This is a genomic window from Rudaea sp. (genome assembly GCF_047601565.1).
In the GTDB taxonomy this organism is placed as follows: Bacteria; Pseudomonadota; Gammaproteobacteria; order Xanthomonadales; family Rhodanobacteraceae; genus Rudaea.
On record NZ_JASGIY010000001.1, the window covers coordinates 1840244 to 1858461 of the forward strand.

Genomic DNA, 18218 nt, shown 5'->3' on the forward strand with positions numbered 1-18218 from the left:
ACAGGTTTTCCGGATTGATGTTGGGGTCCGCTGCGCTCACCCCAACCTGCGCCATTCGCCGAGCGTCAACAGCGACGAATTGCCGTCCATTGTCGTCTTGATCGTCAATTCAGGCCGCCTGTTTGGTCAACGGCAGCCGGATATCCACCTCGTCCCACGGCACGAAAACCCGCCCCTGGTCGTCGCGGTCGACGGCCAGCCATTCGATCAGCGCATTGATGTCGCCGTGCACGTTCTTGTAGTCGCGCCCCAAGGTGCGGGCGAGGGCGGCGATGGTGGTCGGGCCGTGTTCGCGCAGGGTTGCGAGCAGATCCAGTCGGCGCGGAGTGAACGTTGCCAGCATCTGCGCCATCGACTCGAAGCCGACGCCGAAATACGGTTTGCCGCGCTGGCCGCTCTGCAGCGCCTGCATCGTGTCGCGCGCGCGCGCCAAGCTCGCCGCAGCCGGTTCGCCCGCTTTGACATGCAGAATTTTCTTCTTCATTGCGCCGCCTCCACGTCGTTCCAGAAATCCGCGAGCAGGGTCGCCACGTCCTTGAATGTGTATTTCATTTCCTCGCCGAGCAGGTGCTTGTGATCGCCCTTGCCGCGTTCGTTGTCGTAGCCCACAACGCGCGTGCCGTTCACGGCATAAACCAATCGATACTTGAAGCCATGCAGCGAAGGCGGAACCGGCTCCGGGACTTGCCACACCATCAATTCCACGACGCCGGCGGCATGACGGAATTTTTCATGCAGGACCAGCGCGGCCTTCATATGGTGTATGTGACCATAGACTGCGTACGGTGTCAAGCGCCACATGTCTGCGCGCGGTTAACGGCATGACGCGGAGACGTTATTCCCCCAACGTCAATAACGACGCGTTGCCGCCCGCCGCGGTCGTGTTGATCGTCAGCGTGCGCTCGGTGACGAAGCGCAGGAGATAGTGCGGGCCGCCGGCCTTGGGGCCGGTGCCGGAGAGGCCTTCGCCGCCGAACGGCTGCACGCCGACGACGGCGCCGATCTGGTTGCGGTTGACGTAGCAGTTGCCGACCTTGGCGCGCTGGGCGATGTGCGCGATCGTCGAGTCGATGCGGCTGTGGATGCCGAGGGTGAGGCCGAAACCGGTCGCGTTGATCGCGTCGATGACCTGATCGAGCTGGTCGGACTTCCAGCGGATCACGTGCAGGATCGGGCCGAACACTTCCTTGGTCAGCTGCGAGAGCGATTTCAGTTCGTACGCGCGCGGAGCGAGGAAGGTGCCGTTCGCGGTGTCGGCGCCGAGGGTCACTTGCTTGATGAGCTTGGCTTCGGCGTCCATGCGCGCGGCATGGTCGGCGAGGTTCTTGCGCGAGGGCTCGTCGATCACCGGGCCGACGTCGGTCGAAAGCAGGCCGGGATCGCCGACCTTGAGCTCATCCATCGCGCCGGCGAGCATGTGGATGACCTTGTCGGCGATGTCTTCCTGCACGAACAGCACGCGCGCGGCCGAGCAGCGCTGGCCGGCGGAATCGAACGCGGAGGCGACGACGTCCTTCACCAACTGCTCGGGCAGCGCGGACGAGTCGGCGATCAGCGCGTTCTGGCCGCCGGTCTCGGCGATCAGCGCGGCGATCTGCGCATTGCGCGCGGCGAGCGTGCGGTTGATCATCCACGCGGTTTCGGTCGAGCCGGTCATGCACACGCCGGCGACGTCGGGTTTCGTCAGCAGCGCGTTGCCGATCATCGAGCCCTTGCCGGGCAGGAACTGCAGCACGGCGTCGGGCACGCCGGCTTCGTGCAGCAGCTTCACTGCGGCGTAACCGATCAGCACGGTCTGGTCGGCCGGCTTGGCGATGACGGCGTTGCCCGCGGCGAGCGCGGCGGCGACCTGGCCGGTGAAGATCGCGAGCGGGAAGTTCCACGGGCTGATGCAGACGAACACGCCGCGGCCGTGCAGCGAGAGCTGGTTCGACTCGCCGGTCGGACCCGGCAGGTTTTCGGGCTGGAACAGCTTGCGCGCGACCGCCGCGTAGTAGCGGCACATGTCGGCGGCTTCGCGCACTTCGGAAATCGCCGCCGGCAGCGTCTTGCCCGCTTCGCGCACGAGCAGCGCGACGAACGGGGCACGGCGCTGTTCGAGCAGGTCGGCGGCGTGTTCGAGGATCGCCGCGCGCGAAGCGGCCGGCAGCGCGTCCCAGGCGGGCTGCGCGGCGACGGCGTTGGTCAGCGAGCGGTCGATCGTCGCGGCGTCGGCCTGCTGCTTGCTGCCGACTTTCTGGCGGCGATCGGCCGGATTGGTCACGTCTTGCATCGGCTCGGTGGATTTCGCGCCGGGCACGAGCGGCGTCGCCGTCCAGTCTGCCTTCACTGCGCCGACTGCTTCGGCCAGGGCCTTCAATTCGTTGTCGTTGCCGAAGTTCACGCCCATGGAATTCTTCCTTCGAATTGATTGCGACGAATTCTGCGTCCCCGCAGAATTCAAATTAAGATCAGGTTGCGAGGGCGCAGAACTCGAGTCACCGAACAAGCCGATCGGCTGGGGGATGCGGGGATGCGGTTTGCTGGCGAAGCCGCGCACGACGTCGACCGGATCGGCGACCAGGTCCTTGATCGGCGTCGACTCGTCGACGATGCGATTCACGAACGAGGTGTTCGCGCCGTTTTCGAGCAGGCGGCGCACGAGGTACGGCAGCAGATCCTCGTGCGAGCCGACCGGCGCGTAGACGCGGCAGGGCACGTTGAGGTTGTTTGCGCCAATGACTTCGTCGTAGAGGTCGGCGCCCATGCCGTGCAGGCGCTGGAATTCGAACGGGCGGCCCTTGGCGATGTGGTGGATCGCGGCGATCGTGTGCGCGTTGTGCGTGGCGAACGCGGGATAGAACGCGGCCGGACCGTGCTCGAACAGGCGCTTGGCGCAGGCGAGGTAGGACACGTCGGTGTTCGGCTTGCGCGTGTACACGGGATAGCCGGCGTGGCCGCCTTCCTGCGCGCGCTTGATCTCCGAATCCCAGTACGCGCCCTTGACCAGGCGCACGCAGAAGCGGCGGCCGGTCTTTTTCGCCTGCTCGGCGAGCCAGTCGATCACGAACGGCGCGCGCTTCTGGTAGGCCTGCACGGCGAGGCCGAAGCCCTGGTAGCCGGCGAGCGACGGGTCGGCGTGCACCGCGGCGATCAGATCGAGCGAGAGTTCGAGGCGGTCGGCTTCCTCGGCGTCGACGGTCAGGCAGATGCCCTGCGCCTTGGCGAGCTGGGCGAGCGCGAGCAGCTTCGGTTGGAGTTCCGCGTGCACGCGCGCGCGCTTGCCGACTTCGTAGCGCGGATGCAGCGCGGAGAGCTTAATCGAGATCGACGGCGCGTCGAGGATGGAAAAAACGGGGTCAGGTTCATTTTTCCCGACAGCGGATTGGCCAGATGAAGTGTCGGTGTCGGAAAAATGAACCTGACCCCGTTTTTTCTCGCGCGCGCCGAGCGCCTTGATCGCGTCGACGTAGGCCTGGTAGTAGCGCTCGCCGTCGGGCGTGGTCAGCGCGCCCTCGCCGAGCATGTCGTAGGAATAGCGGTAGGCGCGGTTTTCCTTTTCCTGGGCGCGGTCGAGGCCTTCCTTGATCGTGCGGCCCATGACGAACTGATGGCCCATGATGCGCATCGCCTGGCGCACGGCGAGGCGGATCACCGGCTCGCCCGCGCGGCCGATCAGGCGCTTGAACGCGCCGCTGAAGTTGCGCTGGGTCTCGTCGGCCAGTTCGATGAACTTGCCGGTCAGCATCAGGCCCCAGGTGCCGGCGTTGACGAACAGCGAATCGCTCTTGCCGAGATGCGACTCCCAGTTCGCTTCGCCGAGCTTGTCCGAGATCAGCTTGTCGGCCGTGTCCTTGTCCGGGATGCGCAGCAGCGCCTCGGCCACGCACATCAGCAGCACGCCTTCCTCGCTCGACAGGTCGTACTGGCGCATGAACGCTTCGACCGCCGAGGCGTCCTGCGCCTTCGCGCGCACGCGCGCGACGAGTTCGGTCGCACGCGCGAGGACGAGGTCGCGCTCGGCGTCGGGCAGCGCGGCTTGGCCGAGCAGCTCGTTCATCGCCTCGGTTTCGTCGCGGCAGTAGGCCGCCGTCATCAGGGCGTGCGCCGCGTCGGGCGCGGGCGGAAGTTCGGGACTGAGGATTTCGCTCACGGGCGCGTCGCGGGGCAGGTGCAAGGCCGTGCATTCTAGCAGCGCGCAGGCGCGCGGAAGCGCGGCTTTTGGGCCCCCCTTTGTCGAGATCGGGCGGAGCCATTTGTTGTGCGCCCAACCTTGCCTGCCGTGTGCGTGCCTGCCTATGCTGCGCGCGGGAGGAGGGCCTCGCCATTCGCAGCAAACAGAAAGCGACGTCGCTCGTGATCGCGCACCTGGCCGGCGTTTCGCAGCCGACGGTGTCGCGCGCGCTGCGCGGCAGCTCCATGGTCAACGAGCTGACCCGGCGGCGCATCCTCAAGATCGCGAACGAGCTCAACTACAAGGTCGACAAGCACGCCTCGAGCCTGCGCAGCCAGCAGAGCGGCACGCTCGCGCTGCTGTTCTTCGAGGATCCGGCGCCGGACGATTCGCTGATCAACCCGTTCTTCGTCTCGATGCTCGCCTCGATCACGCGCGCCTGCGCGCAGCGCGGCTACGACCTGCTGATCTCGTTCCAGCAGCCGAACAACCACGACTGGCAGGCGAGCTACGAGGAATCGAAGAAGGCCGACGGCATCATCCTGCTCGGCTACGGCGACTATCTCGACTACCGCGAGCGGCTCAAGTTCATGGTCGAGCGCGGCACGCATTTCGTGCGCTGGGGCGCGGTCGCGCCCGACCAGCCCGAGGTCTCGGTCGGCTGCGACAATTTCCAGGGCGGCCGCGACATCGTGCGCCACCTGATCGAGCGCGGCGCGAAGCGCATCGCCTTTCTCGGCGATGCGACCGCCTCGTCGCCCGAGTTCCTCGAACGCCATCGCGGCTACCGCGCGGCGATCGAGGAAAACCGCGGCAAGGTCGATGCGAAACTCCAGGCCGGCGCGTTCTCGTCCGAGCAATCGGGCTTCGAGGCGGCGACGGCGCTGCTCGCCGGCAAGGCGAAGTTCGACGCGATCTTCGCCGCTAGCGACCTGATCGCGATCGGCGCGATCAAGGCGCTGCGCGAGCACGGCCTGCGCGTGCCCGACGACGTGCTCGTCGCCGGCTTCGACGACATCCCGCTCGCCGGCTTCGTCGATCCGAGCCTGACCACGGCGCAGCAGGACACCAAGCGCGCCGGCGTCGTCCTGGTCGACACGCTGCTCAAGCTGATCCGCGACGAGCCGGTGGAGAACCGGGTGATTCCGGTCTCGCTCGTGCTGCGCAAGTCGACGGCGCGGTAGTTCTTGCTTCCCTTCTCCCGCCGGGAGAAGGTGCCCGAAGGGCGGATGAGGGAAGGGCGTCGCAACGCCGCAAGGCATTTCAACCGTGCGAGGCTTCTCCCTCATCCGGCGCTGCCGCGCCACCTTCCCCCGAGGGGGGAAGGGAAGCAAGGGCATGAATTCGTATGCAGCGGCTGGTTTGTGCGATTGCGCGTCACTACGCTTGAGGTTCTCGGGAGAGGGAACCATGCGCAAGACGATATTTCTCACCGCCGGCGCGGCCGCACTCGGCATTGCCGCCGCCCTGACCGGTTGCTCGACGCCGGGCCCGACTGCCGCCACGGCGACGAACTGCCCGCCGCCGCCGTACAAGGAAACGCTGTTCCTGCGCGGCGCGATGAACGACGGCGTCCCGCGCGAGGACTACGCGTTCCAGTGGCGCTGCAACGCCTACTTCCTCAACGTCGAACTCGCCGGCGAGCAGAGATTCCGCATCGTCGACGCCGCGCTCGGCGGCGGCATCGCGTTCGGTGGACCCGCTTCGACGACGACCGCGCTGCGCACGGGCGAGCCGCTCGCGCTGAGCGGCGGCGAGCGCGCCGGCCCGGGCGAGTTGAAGTACGCCTTCGCGGGGGTGGCCACGGTCAAGCTCGATTTCGGCGGCCGCGCGGCGGGCCGGCCGGCGATCACGATCGGGCCGAAGAGCTTCGTCGACGTCGACGAGAAGCCGATCGACGATGCGATCGCGCGCAGCCTCAAATTCGATTCGCGCGATTCGGGCAACAAGGAGCCGTTCGGCGCGATCACGGCAGGCAGCGATGTCCAGTTCCGACTGCTGGCATTGCCGGGCGTTTCCAAGGCGACGCTCGTGGTCGAACGGCGGCGTCTGGAAGGCTGGCAGGAGGTGCTCGAATACACCGAACTCGCGCGCGTTCCGCTCGCGCAGGCGCAGTTCACCGACGTCCGTGGCACGCTTCATGAGGCCTGGGTCAGCCGCTACCGTTTCGATGCCATCGGCGTTTACGCTTACTACTTCGAAGTCGAAATCGGCGGCCGCAAATATCTCTACACGAACAACGCCGACCCGATTCCGTTCACGCGCGAGGTCGGCTCGCAGGGTCTCGGCACCGTGGTCAACCCGCCGGCTGACGCGGCGCGCATCCGCCGCTTCCGCCAGACCGTCTATCGCGCCGACTACCGCGTGCCCGACTGGGCGCGCGATGCGGTCTACTACTACATCTTCCCCGACCGCTTCCGCAACGGCGACCCGGCGAACGATCCGAAGCCCGGCGTCGACAAGTTCCACGACGGCACGGTCGAATTCCACAGGAACTGGCTCGACAAGCCGTGGATTCCGCGCTCGGGCGACGGTTCCGACGATCAGTACAGCAACGATTTCTTCGGCGGAGATTTGAAAGGCATCACCGACGAGCTCGACTACATCCAATCGGTCGGCGCGAACACGCTCTACATCAACCCGATCTTCCGCGCATCGAGCAACCACAAGTACGACACCGCCGACTACCGGCAGATCGACCCGCATTTCGGCACGACGGAAGAATTCGAGAAGCTCAACCGCGAGGCTTTGAGGCGCGGCATCCGCGTCGTGCTCGACACCTCGCTCAACCACGTCGGCCGCGATTCGATCTACTTCAACCGCTACGGCAATTTCCCCGAGGTCGGCGCGTTCGATCGCGACAGGATCCGCTCCGATTCGAAATACTACCCGTGGTTCACGTTCTATCCGGACGAGAAGAATCCCGACCTGCAGTACAAGGGCTGGGCCGGCATTGCCGACCTGCCCGAACTCGACAAGTCGCAGCGTTCGCTGCGCGACTATTTCTACGGCGGCAACGACGCGGTGATGCAGCACTGGCTCGGCAAGGGCCTGTCGGGCTGGCGCATGGACGTGGCGCCGTGGGTGCCCGACGATTTCTGGCGCGAATGGCGCACGGCCGTAAAGACGGCCAAGCCGGACGCGGTGACGGTCGCGGAGACGTTCTTCGACGCCTCGAAATTCTTCCTCGGCGACGAATTCGACTCGACGATGAACTACATCTTCCGCAGCACCGTCGTCGCCTATGCCAACGGCGCGAAGGCGCGCGACGTGTGGCGCAACATCGAACTGATGCGCGAGAACTATCCGCCGCAGGCGTTCTCGGCGCTGATGAATCTGATCGACTCGCACGACTCGGCGCGCGCGCTGTACGACTTCGGCTGGAAGGACGACCGCACCGACGCGGCGACCGTCGCGCTCGCGAAGCAGCGCCTGCGCCTGGCCGCGTTCCTGCAGATGACGATGCCGGGGGCGCCGGCGATCTACTACGGCGACGAGGTCGGCGTGACCGGCGGCGACGATCCGTTCGACCGCGGCACCTATCCGTGGCCCGACCTCGGCGGCAAGCCCGACGAGGCGATGCTTGCCAGCTACCGCAAGCTCACCAAACTGCGCAACGACAACCCCTTGCTCCGCCACGGTTCGCTCGAAGCGCCCGGCTATCTCGACGATCACGTCGTCGTCGTGTTCCGCCGCGACGACGGCCACTGGGCGATCGTCGCGACGAACAACGACCGCGCGGCGCGCACGGTCAAAGTGCATCTGCCCGGCCCGATCGCGGCAAGCACGTTCACCGACGCGCTGACCGGCGCGAACCTCGCCGCGGCTGCCGACGGTACGCTCGAACTCAGCGTGCCCGCGATGTACGGCAGCGTGCTGCTCGCGCACGGCACGGCGCAGCCGAACGTGCACGTGCTGGCGCAGAAGCTGGCGATGAAGGAGCTCGGCCGCGAGCGCACGATCCGCGTCTACCTGCCGCCGGGCTACGAGAAGTCGAACAAGCGCTATCCGGTGCTGTACATGCACGACGGCCAGAACCTGTTCGACGCGGCGACCTCGTACTCGGGCGAGTGGGGCGTCGACGAGACGCTCAACGAGCTGGCGAAGACGAAAGGCCTCGAACTGATCGTCGTCGGCATCGACAACGGCGGCGCCGACCGCATCCACGAGCTCAATGCCTGGGACAACGCGAAGTTCGGCAAGGGCGAAGGCCGGCAATACATGGATTTCCTCGTCGGCACGGTCAAGCCGTACGTCGACAGGCATTACCGCAGCAAACCCGATCGCGCGAACACCGCGGTGATGGGTTCGTCGATGGGCGGGCTGATTTCGCAGTATGCGATCGAACAGTATCCGCAGGTGTTCTCCAAGGCCGGCATCTTCTCGCCGGCGTACTGGCTCGCGGCGCCGGCCGTGTTCGACTTCGCCAAGGCGCAGCCGCCGCGCCGGGACGCGAGGCTGTATTTCTACGCAGGCGGCAAGGAAGGCGATTCGATGCTCCCCGACATGCGGCGCATGATCGATCTGCTGCGCGCGGACGGGCATCCGCAGAACCGGATCGAGGTCGCCGTCGATCCCGAGGCAAAGCACCACGAGGCGGCGTGGCGTGCGCAGTTCGCGCGCGCGGTGCTATGGTTGTTCGATTCGCGCGAATAGCTTTTGATCGTCATTCCCGCGAAGGCGGGACTGCGAAGGCAGGATGCCGAAGCGAACATTCGCGCAGCGAATGGCCCGAAGGGCAAACTGCAGACGCGGTTTGTAATCCAGTGCCTTTGATCTTTCATTCGTTGCGAGAAGAAAGGACACTGGATTCCCGCCAAGAGCACGCGGGAATGACGAGCAAAAATGGATCCCATGGAACGCCTCGCGATGTTCAACCCGCGGCCGCAGATCGAACGCGTGCGCCTGCTCAATGACCGGTTCTGCTACGTGATCGATGATGCGCTGGTCGATCCCGACGCGCTCGTGCGGCTCGCCGCGGCGAATCGCGCGGCGTTCAGTCCGGTCAATTTCAGCGCGTATCCGGGCAATTATCTGGAGATGCCCGCGGCGATCGCGACGCGTCTCGACGCTTTCTTCGTCGAACACCTGCGCCGCGAATTCGACGCGCGGCGCACGCTCGAGGTGCGCTGCCGCTTGTCGATGGTGACGCTGCCGCCGTCGGCGTTGCGGCCGTTCCAGACGATCTGCCACGCCGACGGACAACATCTCGATCCGCGCCGGCACAGCATCCAGGCTTCGGTGCTGTACTTGTTCGAGGACGAGAGCCTCGGCGGCACGAGCTTCTACGAGCCTGCCCGTTCCGCGGAAGAAACCGCATTGCTGTTTCGCGATGCGAACACGCTGGAGGCGGCGGCGTTCACGCAGAAATACGGCATCGCGCAGGACTACCTGCGTGCGTCGAACGACTGTTTCACTCAGGTCGGCCGCGTGGCCGCGAAATGGAACCGCATCGTCTTCTACGACGGCAGCATGCTGCATTCGGGAGACATTTTCGCTCCGGAGAAGTTGAGCGACGATCCGCGCGCCGGCCGCCTGACCTTGAATGGGTTTTTTGCCTCGAGACGCAACGCGGCGTAGGGGCTCGATTCATCGAGCCCCTACGGGGACGAAGCTACGCGGATTTGAAGATCAACTCGCGCATGCGCGCGAGGCGCGGGGCGACGATGGGCACCGTCAGCATGGTGCTCGCGATCGCCATCAGCAGCAGCGCGGTGAAGGTCACGTTCGTGATCAGCTGCTTGTCGAGCAGGATGTTGACGAAGATGATCATGATCAGCGCCTTGGTCTGCAGCAGCCAGCCGATAATCGAGGCTTCCGCGCGCGGCCAGCCGAGGATTCTTCCGGCGGCATGGACGCCGAGCAGCTTGCCGCTCACCGCCGCGGCGAGCAGCACGCCCGCGGCGAGGAACACGGCGGCGCCGCCGACGTCCCATTGGGTGCGCAGCCCGGTCGAGAGGAAGAACACCGGCATGAACGCGAGCAGCACATAGCGGCGGAACTGGTCCATGCTGTCCTGATCGAACCAGTCCGCGTCCATGACCGCGCCGGCGAGGAACGCGCCGACCATGAAGTGCAGGCCCGACCAGTCCGCGCCCCAGGCGCAGGCGACGAGCCAGATCAGCGCGACGTACCAGCGGTCGCGCTCCTCGAGCGCGCGCATGAGCTTGCGGAAGGCGAGGGTGACGAGGCCGAACGCGGCGAGGAACCCGGCCTGCTTGCCGACGCGCGCCCAGTCCATGAGGATCACCGCGAGCACGCCCCAGATCGCCACGTCGTCGAGGCTCGCGTAGCGCAGGATGCGCTGGCCGATCGGCTGGCGCAGGATCTCGAGCTTTTCCATCAGCAGGATCAGGATCGGCAGCGCGGTCACCGCGCAGGCCATGCCGACGCCGAGCACGAATTGCCAGGCGAGCGCGTTCGGCCCGATCCAGCCCGGGAACGCGAGCAGGCCGACGGCGACCGCGCTGCCGAACGCGAGCGGCGTGCCGAGCGCGAGGCCGGCGGTGATGCCGGATTCGGCCCGGTGCTCCCAGGCTTTCTTCAGGTTCAGTTCGATGCCGGCGATGCACACGAACAGCATCACCGCCCACCAGGCGATGCCGTTGAGCGGCGCGATCACGGCCGGGCTGAAAACGAAGGCGTAGTAGTCCGGGAAAACCTTGCCGAGGATGCCGGGGCCGAGCAGGATGCCGGCGATGATCTGCACGACCACGAGCGGCGCGTAGTAGTCGGTGCGGCCGACGCGCCAGATCAGGTAGGGCACGCTGAGGATGATCCCCATCGCGATGAGGAAGATTTCGGTCGTGCTGATCGTCGCGTGCATGGGTTCCCCCGTGGAAGGAATTCGCGGTACGGCTGCAAAGTGTCTTCAATTCGGTGTCGCCGCACAATGCGCTGTGCGGCAGATGAAAAAACCCCCGCCCGGCGCCGGCCGGACGGGGGGAGGGCGCTTCGGGGAATACGCCGTAGAACCTGCAGTGGATTCCGGACAACACGCGGCGGCCTTGAGGTCAGGCGATCGGCGCGGCGGCGGGACGGCAGCAGCGCTCGATGAACTGCCGATGCGAGCCCATGCCGTCGACTGCGCGCTGGATGATCGCTCGCACACCATCGAGCAACTCGTCGAGTTGCTGCGTCGTCAGCGAATCGGCGAGCGGATGGTAGTCGCGCGGCATGATGCCCTGGCCGATCATCACCTGTTGCCAAGCCTGTTCACCGAACAGTTCGTCCTGTGCCCGGAACAGCTTACCCGTCGTTTCGAACAATTCGATGCGTTGCTGCAGCGATGGCGGCGGCTCCCTGTTGCGGCACTCGCGCCAGAACTCCGAGTCCGGTCGATCGTTCTGCCAGTAGTGCAAGATAAGAAAATCGCGAATGTGCTCGAATTCGGCCTGCGACTGGCGGTTGTATTCGTCGATCTCGGCCGGCGTGATCCCGGCGTGTGGGAAATGCTTGATGAGCCGTATGACGCCCGACTGGATCAGGTGGATGCTGGTCGATTCGAGCGGTTCCAAGAAACCGCTGGCCAGACCTATGGAGACGACGTTGTGGTTCCACTGCCGCGTGCGTCGGCCGGTACGGAAGGGAATTGGCCTTGGCTCGCCGAGCGGAGCCGCGTCCAGGTTCGCCAGCAGCAGCGCCCTTGCTTCCTCGTCGCTGAGATACTTGCTGCAGTAGACCAAGCCGTTGCCGGTGCGGTGCTGCAGGGGAATGCGCCATTGCCAGCCGCCCGGATGCGCAATGGCTCGCGTATACGGCGCCAGCGGTTCCGCCGACTCGCAGGCCACGGCGAGGGCGCGGTCGCAGGGCAGCCAATGACTCCAGTCCTCGTAACCGGTGTTGAGCGCCTGCTCGATCAGCAAACCGCGAAAGCCCGAACAGTCGATGAAGAGATCGCCGGCCACCTCTCCGCCGCCCTGAAGCTGGACGGACTGGACCCCGCCCGTGGCGGGATCGAGGTTGGCGTGTGTGATGAGACCTTCGATGCGCCTGACGCCCAGTCGCTCGCTGAACGCGCGCAAGTACGCCGCGTACAGTCCGGCGTCGAAGTGATAGGCGTGGACCAGTCCCGGCAGCTTGCCGATCTCGAGCTGCTCAAGTGGCGCGAACCGGTTCCGCTTTGCGCTCTGGTAGTTTAGCGAATAGTCCCACAATGCTTCGCGGCGGCCCTCGCCCAGCGAGCGAGTCCAGAAATGGTGGAAGCCGCAGAAGGGAAAATCCTTGCCGATGCTGCCGAAGGCATGCATGTAGCGGGCGCCGATCCGGCCCCAATGCTCGAATTCGATGCCGAGCTTGATCGTCGCCCGTGTGGCGCGGATGAAATCCGCCTCGTCGAATCCCAGTGCGCGGTTGAGGGACAGAATCGGGGGAATGGTGGCCTCGCCGACGCCGATCGTCCCGATTTGCTCGGACTCGACCACCGTGATTTTCAGGGCGTTGCCGAGAATCTTCACGAGCAAGGCCGCGGAGATCCAGCCGGCCGTTCCGCCGCCGATCACGACCACATTGCTGATTCTTTCCGCCAACGTGCTCTCCGCCGCGAAGCGTCAATCCGTCTCGTCCCATTCGGATCGTCGAATGTCGGCCGGCTTGCGTTCGCGCATGCCGCCAATGTCCGATGGCTGTGACATCGGCATCGGAGCGCGCATCGACGCTCCGATACCGCAGGTCCTAGAACGAGGGGTAGTAGGTCGTCGTATCCGTCGTTGCGGACGAGCCCGCCGCGGAGGTGAAACTACGATTGCTGCCCGTTTCCCAGGTGACGGTGCCGCTCGCGTCCTTCTTGATGAACTTGAACTGGAAGGAAGTGTTTGCGGGCACGCTGACCGGCAGGAACCAGTCCGGATAATTGGGGTTGAGCATGGCCTCCGTGCTCTTGCTGGCATCCCATCCGCCCAGTTCGGCGATGTCTCCCACGACGTAGATGTTCTCTCCCGCGCTGGTGGAGACGTTGGCGTGGAAGATCACCTGGTTCTGGTCGCCGGACAGCGCGTTGTAGGTGAAGCCGTTACTGACATTGCTGCTCTTCGTGACGGTGACGCTGCTGAGCCCGGTCACCCCGGACGGCACCGTCACCGTGATCTGGGTGTCGGAGTTGGAAACCACGCTGGCCGTGGTCGTGCCGAACTTGACGGTGACCGTTCCTCCCAGCCCGCGGCCGAAAATGTAGGCGGTGTTTCCCGCCCTGCCCGTGGTCGGCATCATGTCGCCGATCCGCGGCAGCGTGGTGCCAAGGGAAGGATTGTAGGACCACACGCAGGTTTCCCCGCCGGAGAGGGTAAAGCTGGAGATCTTGTTCTGGCCACTGACGGTCGTGACGGTACCAGAGCCGCAGGAAAGAAGGCCGTTCAGCACGTCCGCATAGGTTCCCGTGGGCAGCGAGGTATCGATCGCGGGCACGGTATACGAAACCGACGGTTGCCGGTTCGTGGCGACGATCACCTGCTTGTCGTAGAACTGCCTCTGGAAAACCAGCACGTCGTTGTTGCTGTAAAGCACGGTGGTGGTGCCGAACGCAATCGCGTCGTTCGACTGGCGCAACGCCGAGAGCGCTGCGACGACCTTGAAGGCCGTGGCGGTTTCGTCCGCCGTCGTGGCGGTCTGGAAATAGCGGCGTCCGCCGGTGTCGCTGGTGTCCACGCCGCTCACGTATTGCTCGGTCCCGTAGTAAATCGCCGGAATGCCTCGGGAGGTGAGCAGGGTCGCCAGTGCCGCATGGTACGGCTTGTCGTCGGGTTGGATGTTGCGGAAGCGGGTGACGTCGTGGTTGTCCAGGAACGGTACCGCCTGGTTGGAATAGCTGTAGTCGCTCTGCGTCTGCAGCATCATGTTGCCGAAGTCCGCCATGGTTTCCGAGAAGTTGCCGAACGCATTGGTGGCGGCGCGGAAATACTCGAAGTCCAGATCGTTGACGCCGGTGCGGTTGGGATAGGTCCGGTACTCGTCGTACTTCGGATCGGGACGCCCGATGAAGAATTCGCCGAACTGGGTGACGGGGCCACCGGTGGCGGAATCGATGGCGTCGCGCAGGCCTTTGACGAACGCCGGATTCATGTGCAAGGTGGCGTCGTGGCGAAAACCGTCCACGCCCTTGGATTTCCAGAACAATGCGGCCTTTTCCAGGTGCGCAACCACGTCGCCGTTCTCGTGGGAGAAGTCGGCGAGCGAGCCGAGGTCTTTGTGGCGGTAGCCGAAGCGCGAGGTGTCGCTGCCGCGATCCCCGAGGTCGTGGAACCAGCCGTTGACGTCGTTGTTCGGATCGGCCAGCAAAGTTTCGAAGGCGCCGCTGACGACCGTCGGTTCGCCGTAGGTGTCGAACAGGTAGTTGCCGCTCACGTCCTTGTTGGGCTCCCACAGCTTGCCGTCTTCGGCGGCGAAGCTCAGGGTGGGGTTCTGCCAGCGACTGGTGTGATTGGTGACGAAATCGATGATCAGCTTGATGCCGTTGTCGTGCAGGGCATTGCAGAGCGAATCGAAATCGGCCATCGAGCCGAAATGGCGGTTGGTCACGAAGTAGTTGTGCACGTGGTAGCCGTGGAAGCTGGTCCAGCGGTTGATCGAACTGTCGGATTGATAGTCGTCGATCTCGGTGTCGCGGTTGAAATAGGGAGCCGAAATCCAGACCGCGGTGATTCCCATGTCCTTGAGATAGTCGATGTGATCGATGAGTCCGGCCCAGTCGCCCCCTTGATAGAGCTTCAGGTCGCTGCCCGTGCCGTCGAAGAGCGTGGGGTCGAAACCGGAAGGAGTATCGTTGCCGCTGTCGCCGTTGTAGAAGCGATCCGTCAGCAACTGGTAGATGGTGTCTTTCGAGGTGACGGGGCCGATCGAAGTGCAGGTTTGCGCGTGGACCGGCGCTACAGCGATCAGCACGGCAGCGAGCATGAATCGACCCAAGGTTTCGCGTAGTGACGGCATGGATGGAGTGAACATTGCCTTTCTCCAACTGAGTGAGGACATGAATGGTCAACCAGTGCTTGAAGTTCCTGAGAAGGAGCGAGGCTGAAGAAATCGTCGTTATTGTCTGGATGGGCAGACGGCGATACGTCGCGGTTTCCCGCTGATTCCGGGGAAACGTGAAGTCATCGCCGTCTGTTCTGTCTCGTGTCCGAGCGTCAGAACTTGTAACGCAGGCCGATCAGGTAATCGCGACCGTAGTTCTGGTAGTCGCGAATCAGGCGAGGATCGCCACTGTTGTAAGTGACGAACGGCGCATTGCCGAGGTTCTGCACCTGGAAGGTGAGGGTCAACCCGCGCAATGCGGGATTGTCGGCTTTCTCGAAGGCATAGCTGACCTGCGCATCCCACAGGTGGGCTGCCTTCACCTGCACCAGCGTCGGCTGGAAGGCGATATCCTGGACCTCGCCGAGGAAGTCGCTGCGATACGTACCACTGATGCGCGCGCTGAAACCGTTCTTCTCGTAGTAGAAGGTTTCGCTGAATATCTTCTTGGACAAGCCCGGAACCGGGATTTCCTGTCCCAGGTACGGAAGCGAGCCGTCGAGGAACGTTGCGCTGCCGGTGACGCCGAATCCTTCGAGCGCCGGGTGGATGAGACCTGCGGACAAAACGAATTGCGCTTCGATGCCCTTGACGTGACCCGATGCCACGTTCTGCCATTGCGAGACGTATCCCTGGGTGCTGACGGGCGTTTGCCCGCTCGGCGGGGTGAGCCCGCTGAAATCGACCAGCGTCGGCACGAGCATCTGCCAGTCGTCGAGCTTCTTGTAAAAAGCGCCCACCGACACGAACGAGTCGCGGCTGAAGTAGGAGGCCCAGGCCAGGTCCACCTGGTCGGATTTCGTCGGCCGCAGCGCCGTGTTCGAATACGAACCGCCGAATACCTTCAGTGCGGTGTCGAAGGTATAGCCTTCGCTGGCGTTCATGCGGTCCATTCGCGAACGAGACAGCGCTCGAGCGGCGGCAAACCGGATCTGCTGCGTCTCGGTGGGATGCCAGATGAGATTCAGGCTGGGCAGCACGTTCCAGTAGGACGCCCCGCCGGAAACGGGCGTGGCGAGCGTAAGCCCGTTGGTATTGGTCGTGGCGGCAAAGCCATCGGAACTCTGGTCGGTGTGCACCGCCTGCAGTCCGAAATTGCCGTCCAGCCTCGTATTGCCCAGAGCCGTGTCGAAGTTGACCTGGGCGTAATACGTGGTCACTTTCTCGTCCACGCTCCAGTAATTCAGCGCACGGCCCGGATCGGCCAACGCGGCGACGGTCTCGGTGTAGTAGCCGCTGCGCCACAGCGCATAAGAGTCGTAGCTCAGCATCGAACCCATGCCGATGAAGCTCAGACTGGTACTCGGCAGCAGATACTGCGACGGCACCGTGCCGACACCGGGGTAGCCGGGATCGGTCAGGTACACGCTGTCGTCGGCCTTGGTCTTCTTGCGATCCGCATAGTTGACGCCGAAGTTGACGCTCTTCCAGAAATCGCCGTCGAATTCGCCGAGCCCGGAAAGGCGGAACGAACCGAGCTGGTCCTTGACGTGCGGCCTGTTGATGAAGCCGTCCTGTGCGTTCGAAGGAACCGTGACGCCGTTGCCCCAGCATTGCGCGCCGCCGAGGCGGATCAGGTCCGGATCGGAATAGTCCAGGCTCGGAGTGAATATGGCTCCGCTGTTGCCCGAAAGCATCTTCACGTTGATGTCGTCGAGAGTGCGCGTATCGGCTCCGCCCGAGCAGTCCGGCCGCCCCACGCCGGAATAGCTCTCCAGGCTGAACGTGTCGCGCGTGACTTCGCCGTAGCTGGCGTCGGCGCTCGCGGACCAGTTGCCGTTGAAATACAGCATCGCGTTGAAGCCCAGCGACTTCAGCTTGGCATTCTGGGTTTCGTAGTCGTTGCGGACCTGGGCTGCGCGATCGGGCCACAGCAGCTGGGTAGCGAAGCCGTTGCTGTCGCTGAGGATCGAGTACGCGCCGCCCCAGATGGAGCCGGGTATCTCGATGCCGCGCAGGATTTTCTCATCCTTGAACTTGATGTACAGGGCGTCGGCGGTGATGTGCAGCACGTCCGACGGTTTCGCTTCGACGACCGCCATGAGCGTGTCGCGCTTGAGCTCCGAGGAGCGTACGAACGGTTTGGCGCCGCCGAGGACGAAGTCGCCCGTCGTCGAGTCGGTGGGATAACCCCATGCGTTCCAGCGTTTTTCCTGATTCGGCGAATCGAGATGGGCGGCCGCCACGGCTACGCCGACCTTGCCGTCGGCAAATTTGTCCACGTAGGCCAAGTCGCCGCGCCAGCCGCGATCCGCGCCGTCGGCATTGAGTTTGTCGAAACTGTTTTTTTCCATGTCGGCGCCCACGTGGAGCGTGCGCGGCGTCTCCAGTGGCCTGACCGTCTCCAGATCGATCGTTCCGGCGATGCCCTGGGCGATGAGGCTGGCCTCGGAGGTCTTGTATACCTTGACCCCGGACATGATCTCGGCCGGATACAGATCGAACTCCACGCCGCGGTTGTCGCCGATGCTGACCTGTTCGCGCCCGTTGAACGTGGTCGCGCTGAAATCCTCGCCGAAGCCGCGCACGCTGATCGAATTTTGCCGGCCGTCGAGACGTTGACCGGCCACGCCGGGCAACCTGCTGATCGCCTCTGCGATGCTGGAGTCGGGCAGCTTGCCGATGTCCTCGGCCGAGATCACTTCGACGATCGTCTGCGAATTGCGCTTGGCGTCCATCGCATTGATCAGGCTCTTCTGGAAAGTGCCGGTCACCTGGATTTCGCCGAGTTCGGCGGTGTTGGCGTCTTTCTTCTCATCCGTGCTCGGCGCGGGCGGCGCTTGATCGGCGGTCGCAGCGTCGACCGTTGCGGCGGAATGGGCGGCGCCAACGAGAACCGACGCAACGGCGAGCGCCAGCAGATTACGCTTGAAAGTCATGAGTCCTCCCCGAATGTGATCGTTTTCCGCACGCCGTTTGTGGCGCGCGGCCGGTCTTGTAATTGGAAATCTTGGTTGCGCGCGCCCCTTTTCCCGGGTGCGATTTCACGCGGTTTCGATCTGCGGCTAGCCTAGTCGCGGCCTGCGCTGCTTACAATTTTTCGCATACGTATTCATTGCGT

At 64.5% G+C, this 18218-nt stretch carries 10 protein-coding genes; 3 read left to right on the forward strand and 7 right to left on the reverse strand.

Features of this window, described 5'->3' with window-relative positions:
- Positions 1 to 109: 109 nt before the first annotated feature.
- The 3 genes from QM741_RS07940 to putA all read right to left on the reverse strand — a co-directional run bounded on the left by QM741_RS07940 (position 110) and on the right by putA (position 4075).
- Positions 110 to 484: a hypothetical protein gene (locus tag QM741_RS07940; protein WP_415207175.1), complete on the reverse strand. Its 375-nt coding sequence runs from the start codon at positions 482 to 484 to the stop codon at positions 110 to 112.
- Positions 481 to 756, reverse strand: a complete 276-nt coding sequence (locus tag QM741_RS07945) for a DUF6516 family protein (protein ID WP_415207176.1) — start codon at positions 754 to 756, stop codon at positions 481 to 483. The genes QM741_RS07940 and QM741_RS07945 overlap by 4 nt, the downstream gene beginning before the upstream one ends.
- A 79-nt stretch (positions 757 to 835) precedes the next feature.
- Complete coding sequence (gene putA / locus QM741_RS07950; protein ID WP_415209094.1) at positions 836 to 4075, reverse strand: bifunctional proline dehydrogenase/L-glutamate gamma-semialdehyde dehydrogenase PutA; 3240 nt, start codon at positions 4073 to 4075, stop codon at positions 836 to 838.
- A 260-nt stretch (positions 4076 to 4335) separates the two neighbouring features.
- Between putA and QM741_RS07955 the strand changes: the two genes are divergently transcribed.
- From QM741_RS07955 to QM741_RS07965, 3 genes are all read left to right on the forward strand, one after another.
- On the forward strand, positions 4336 to 5337 hold the full coding sequence (locus QM741_RS07955) for a LacI family DNA-binding transcriptional regulator (protein ID WP_415207177.1): 1002 nt from the start codon (positions 4336 to 4338) through the stop codon (positions 5335 to 5337).
- A 226-nt stretch (positions 5338 to 5563) separates the two neighbouring features.
- Positions 5564 to 8809 (forward strand): alpha-amylase family glycosyl hydrolase, encoded by a 3246-nt coding sequence (locus QM741_RS07960; RefSeq protein WP_415207178.1) that lies wholly within the window; start codon positions 5564 to 5566, stop codon positions 8807 to 8809.
- A 189-nt stretch (positions 8810 to 8998) separates the two neighbouring features.
- Positions 8999 to 9733, forward strand: a complete 735-nt coding sequence (locus QM741_RS07965; protein WP_415207179.1) for a DUF6445 family protein — start codon at positions 8999 to 9001, stop codon at positions 9731 to 9733.
- Between the two features lie 34 nt (positions 9734 to 9767).
- Here QM741_RS07965 and QM741_RS07970 read toward each other — a convergent pair whose 3' ends face one another.
- The 4 genes from QM741_RS07970 to QM741_RS07985 form a co-directional block, all read right to left on the reverse strand.
- Complete coding sequence (locus QM741_RS07970; protein WP_415207180.1) at positions 9768 to 10979, reverse strand: cation:proton antiporter; 1212 nt, start codon at positions 10977 to 10979, stop codon at positions 9768 to 9770.
- A gap of 187 nt (positions 10980 to 11166) precedes the next feature.
- The gene (locus QM741_RS07975) at positions 11167 to 12660 is read right to left on the reverse strand and encodes a tryptophan halogenase family protein (protein WP_415207181.1); all 1494 of its coding nucleotides are present in this window, start codon (positions 12658 to 12660) and stop codon (positions 11167 to 11169) included.
- A gap of 166 nt (positions 12661 to 12826) precedes the next feature.
- Positions 12827 to 15073, reverse strand: coding sequence for an alpha-amylase family glycosyl hydrolase (locus QM741_RS07980; RefSeq protein ID WP_415207182.1), 2247 nt, complete (start codon positions 15071 to 15073; stop codon positions 12827 to 12829).
- A gap of 197 nt (positions 15074 to 15270) precedes the next feature.
- On the reverse strand, positions 15271 to 18036 hold the full coding sequence (locus QM741_RS07985; RefSeq protein WP_415207183.1) for a TonB-dependent receptor: 2766 nt from the start codon (positions 18034 to 18036) through the stop codon (positions 15271 to 15273).
- Positions 18037 to 18218 lie beyond the last annotated feature (182 nt).